Genomic DNA, 3,010 nt, shown 5'->3' on the forward strand with positions numbered 1-3,010 from the left:
CTCGGGCTGCGTCAACATGAGCGGCCTCATCACCGTGCGCGTGACCAAGCCCTTCGGCGAGTCCACCGTGAGCCGCATCCTCGAGCTCGTGGAGAACGCAGCCGAGAAGAAGGCCAAGACCGAGAACTTCATCACCCGCTTCGCGCGCTACTACACCCCGGCGGTCGTCGGCATCGCGGCGCTCTTGGCCATCATGCCGCCGCTTCTGCTGGGCGGCGGCTGGTCCGACTGGGTGCAGCGCGGGCTGATCTTCCTCGTGGTGTCGTGCCCCTGCGCGCTCGTCATCAGCGTGCCGCTGTCGTTCTTCGGCGGCATCGGCGGCGCCTCGCGCCTCGGCATCCTCGTGAAGGGCAGCAACTACCTGGAGACGCTGAGCCGGGCCGAGACCGTCGTGTTCGACAAGACCGGCACGCTCACCGACGGCTCGTTCAACGTGGTGGCCGTGCACCCCGCCTCCGGCATCGACCCCGACCGGCTGCTGTCCATCGCGGCGCACGCCGAGGCGTACTCGAACCATCCGATCGCGCTGTCGGTGCGCGCGGCCTACTCGGGGCCCATCGACCAGCAGCGCATCGACGACGTGGAGGAGCAGAGCGGCCACGGCGTGCGGGCGCGGGTCGACGAGCACGTGGTGTACGTGGGCAACGACAAGCTCATGAGCGCGTGCGGCGTGGACTGCCGCGACTGCGAGCTGACCGGCACCATCCTGCACGTGTCGCTGGACGGCGAATACATCGGCCACATCGTCATCGCCGACGTCGTCAAGCCCGACGCGGCCGAGGCCGTCGCCGCCTTGCGCGCGGCCGGCGTGAAGAAGACCGTCATGCTGACGGGCGACCGCGCCGACGTGGCCGCCGCCGTGGCGAAGGAGCTGGGCATCGACGAGTTCCGCGCGCAGCTTCTGCCGCAGGACAAGGTCGCCGAAGTGGAGAAGCTGCTCGAGGAGACCCACGCGCAGGGCGCCGGGAAGGGCAAGCTGGCCTTCGTGGGCGACGGCATCAACGACGCCCCGGTGCTCACGCGCGCCGACATCGGCATCGCCATGGGCGCGATGGGCTCGGACGCGGCCATCGAGGCGGCCGACGTGGTGCTCATGGACGACAAGCCGTCCAACATCGCCCGCGCCATCCGCGTGGCCCGCACCACCATGGGCATCGTGTGGCAGAACATCGTGTTCGCCCTCGGCGTGAAGTTCTTGGTGCTGATCCTGGCGGCGCTCGGCATCGCCAACATGTGGCTGGCCGTGTTCGCCGACGTGGGCGTGGCCGTGATCGCCATCTTGAACGCCATGCGCGCCATGAACGTGGGCAAGCTGAAGTAGCCCCCTCCCCAAGCGGCGCCGTCCTCGCAGCCGTCGCCGCTTGGCAACCCCACCATCAACAGGATGAGCCTCCCGCCCCTACGTTTCGTTCGAGACACCTGTTCTCGGCGTATGGTTGATAGAACTTTGCAAAGTGGAGCGTGCGACGGATGCAGAAGGCCGTGCACCTCGGCATTCCGCTCACATGGAACCTGTCCAGGAAATCTTCCTCGCACTCCTTCGAGTAAGCCATTTTCCAGGCTTCTTTCATCATCGTAAAACCAGTCCGGAAAACGTCCGAAAGCCCTAACGATATAATGAGAAAGAACAAGTTAAAGCGAGAGGAAATTAGCAATGAAATCAGTTTTACTTATAGGGCAGTCAAATATGGCAGGACGTGGATTTTCAAGCGAGGTTATGCCGATTTGCAATGAGAATATTTTTATGCTTAGAAATAGCAGATGGCAGATGATGACAGAGCCTATCCACTTTGACCGGGCAGTTGCCGGTGTCGGACCGGCAGCGTCATTTGCGCAAGCATGGTGCAACGCGAATAAAAATGAACAAATTGGGCTTATCCCTTGTGCGGAAGGAGGAAGTTCCATTGATGAATGGAATAAGGAAGGCGCTCTATTTCGCCATGCAGTCAGCGAGGCAAAATTCGCCATGGGAAACAGTGAATTGATTGCAATTCTGTGGCATCAAGGTGAAAGTGATGGTCACAGCGGAAAGTACAAAAATTATTATCAAAAACTTAACGTTTTAATTAATTCATTCAGAAAAGAACTGGGAGCTTTGGAAGCTCCGTTCATTGTTGGTGGTTTGGGAGATTATTTAGGTAAGTCTGGATTTGGAATAAGCTGTGTAGAGCATGACTTGATTAACCAGGAATTACTTAAATACGCAGAAAATAATAGGAATTGTTATTTTGTAACAGGGAAAAAATTATACCCTAATCCAGATGGTATCCATATCAATGCAGAGTCTCAAAGAAGATTTGGCATTAGATATTTTGAAGCTTATCAGACCAAATCAAATATTGTCGAGCCGTTAGATAATGAAGCGAACATAGTAAAAGGGTTGCATGAAAGAGAACACACTGTTGCGGAGAAAAGATACCTGGCACTAGAGCGATTTACATTAGGGAAAAGCTCTATGGAGGAAGTGATGGAATTTTTAAAGTAGGGGTATGACTTCTAGTTTATGTAGGAAACGGGGCGTTCATGGGCGGGCAACGGGAGGGCGACCGCTTAGGCGCGGAGGGGGCGGCGCAGGCGGCCCGCGGTACGCTGGCGGGCATGGAATCTCGCAAGACATCAGGGAACGCCCCCGCCCCCTCCGGCCGCTCGAAGATGCGGCCGTTCATCGTCGCCGGGCGATGGGCGGTCGCCGTCGCCTGGGGCGTGGCGGTCGTGGCGCTCTGGCCTGCCATCCCCCGCATGTTCGCCGCCTTCCTGCTCGCCTTCCTCCTGGTGAACGCGCTCTGGCAACACGCAGAGCTCAAGCGGGCATGCGCGATGGCGTTCGCCCTCACAGGGCTGCTTGCCATCGTGGGAGAGGTTGCCCTGGGAACCGCCGACTACGTGTCCGTCCCGGTGCTCTGGCTCGTGGACGCGCTCGGCGCGGTCATCGGGGTCCTCGTGGCCTACACCGCGCTGCCGCCGATCGACCGCGCGATCAACCGCCTCGGGTAGCGTCCGGCGAACCGCA

Annotated in this window: 3 protein-coding genes; all 3 read left to right on the forward strand. The window is 59.6% G+C overall.

The annotated features are described in order from the left end of the window. Window positions 1-1,321 (forward strand): heavy metal translocating P-type ATPase (locus GPA_RS17225; protein WP_041238814.1); only part of this gene is annotated, 1,321 nt, incomplete at its 5' end. A 333-nt stretch (window positions 1,322-1,654) separates the two neighbouring features. Beyond that, on the forward strand, window positions 1,655-2,485 hold the full coding sequence (locus GPA_RS17230; RefSeq protein ID WP_083808856.1) for a sialate O-acetylesterase: 831 nt from the start codon (window positions 1,655-1,657) through the stop codon (window positions 2,483-2,485). A 38-nt stretch (window positions 2,486-2,523) separates the two neighbouring features. After that, a complete protein-coding gene (locus GPA_RS02150; protein ID WP_049783980.1) occupies window positions 2,524-2,994 on the forward strand; it encodes a hypothetical protein in 471 nt (156 codons plus the stop codon). Window positions 2,995-3,010 lie beyond the last annotated feature (16 nt).

This window comes from Gordonibacter pamelaeae 7-10-1-b, from assembly GCF_000210055.1.
In the GTDB taxonomy this organism is placed as follows: domain Bacteria; phylum Actinomycetota; class Coriobacteriia; order Coriobacteriales; family Eggerthellaceae; genus Gordonibacter; species Gordonibacter pamelaeae.

Excerpts from the sequence above, each read along its gene's own strand:
- GPA_RS17230 (WP_083808856.1), top strand. The coding sequence starts at position 1,655 with ATGAAATCAGTTTTACTTATAGGGCAGTCAAATATGGCAGGACGTGGA.
- GPA_RS02150 (WP_049783980.1), top strand. The coding sequence starts at position 2,524 with ATGGGCGGGCAACGGGAGGGCGACCGCTTAGGCGCGGAGGGGGCGGCG.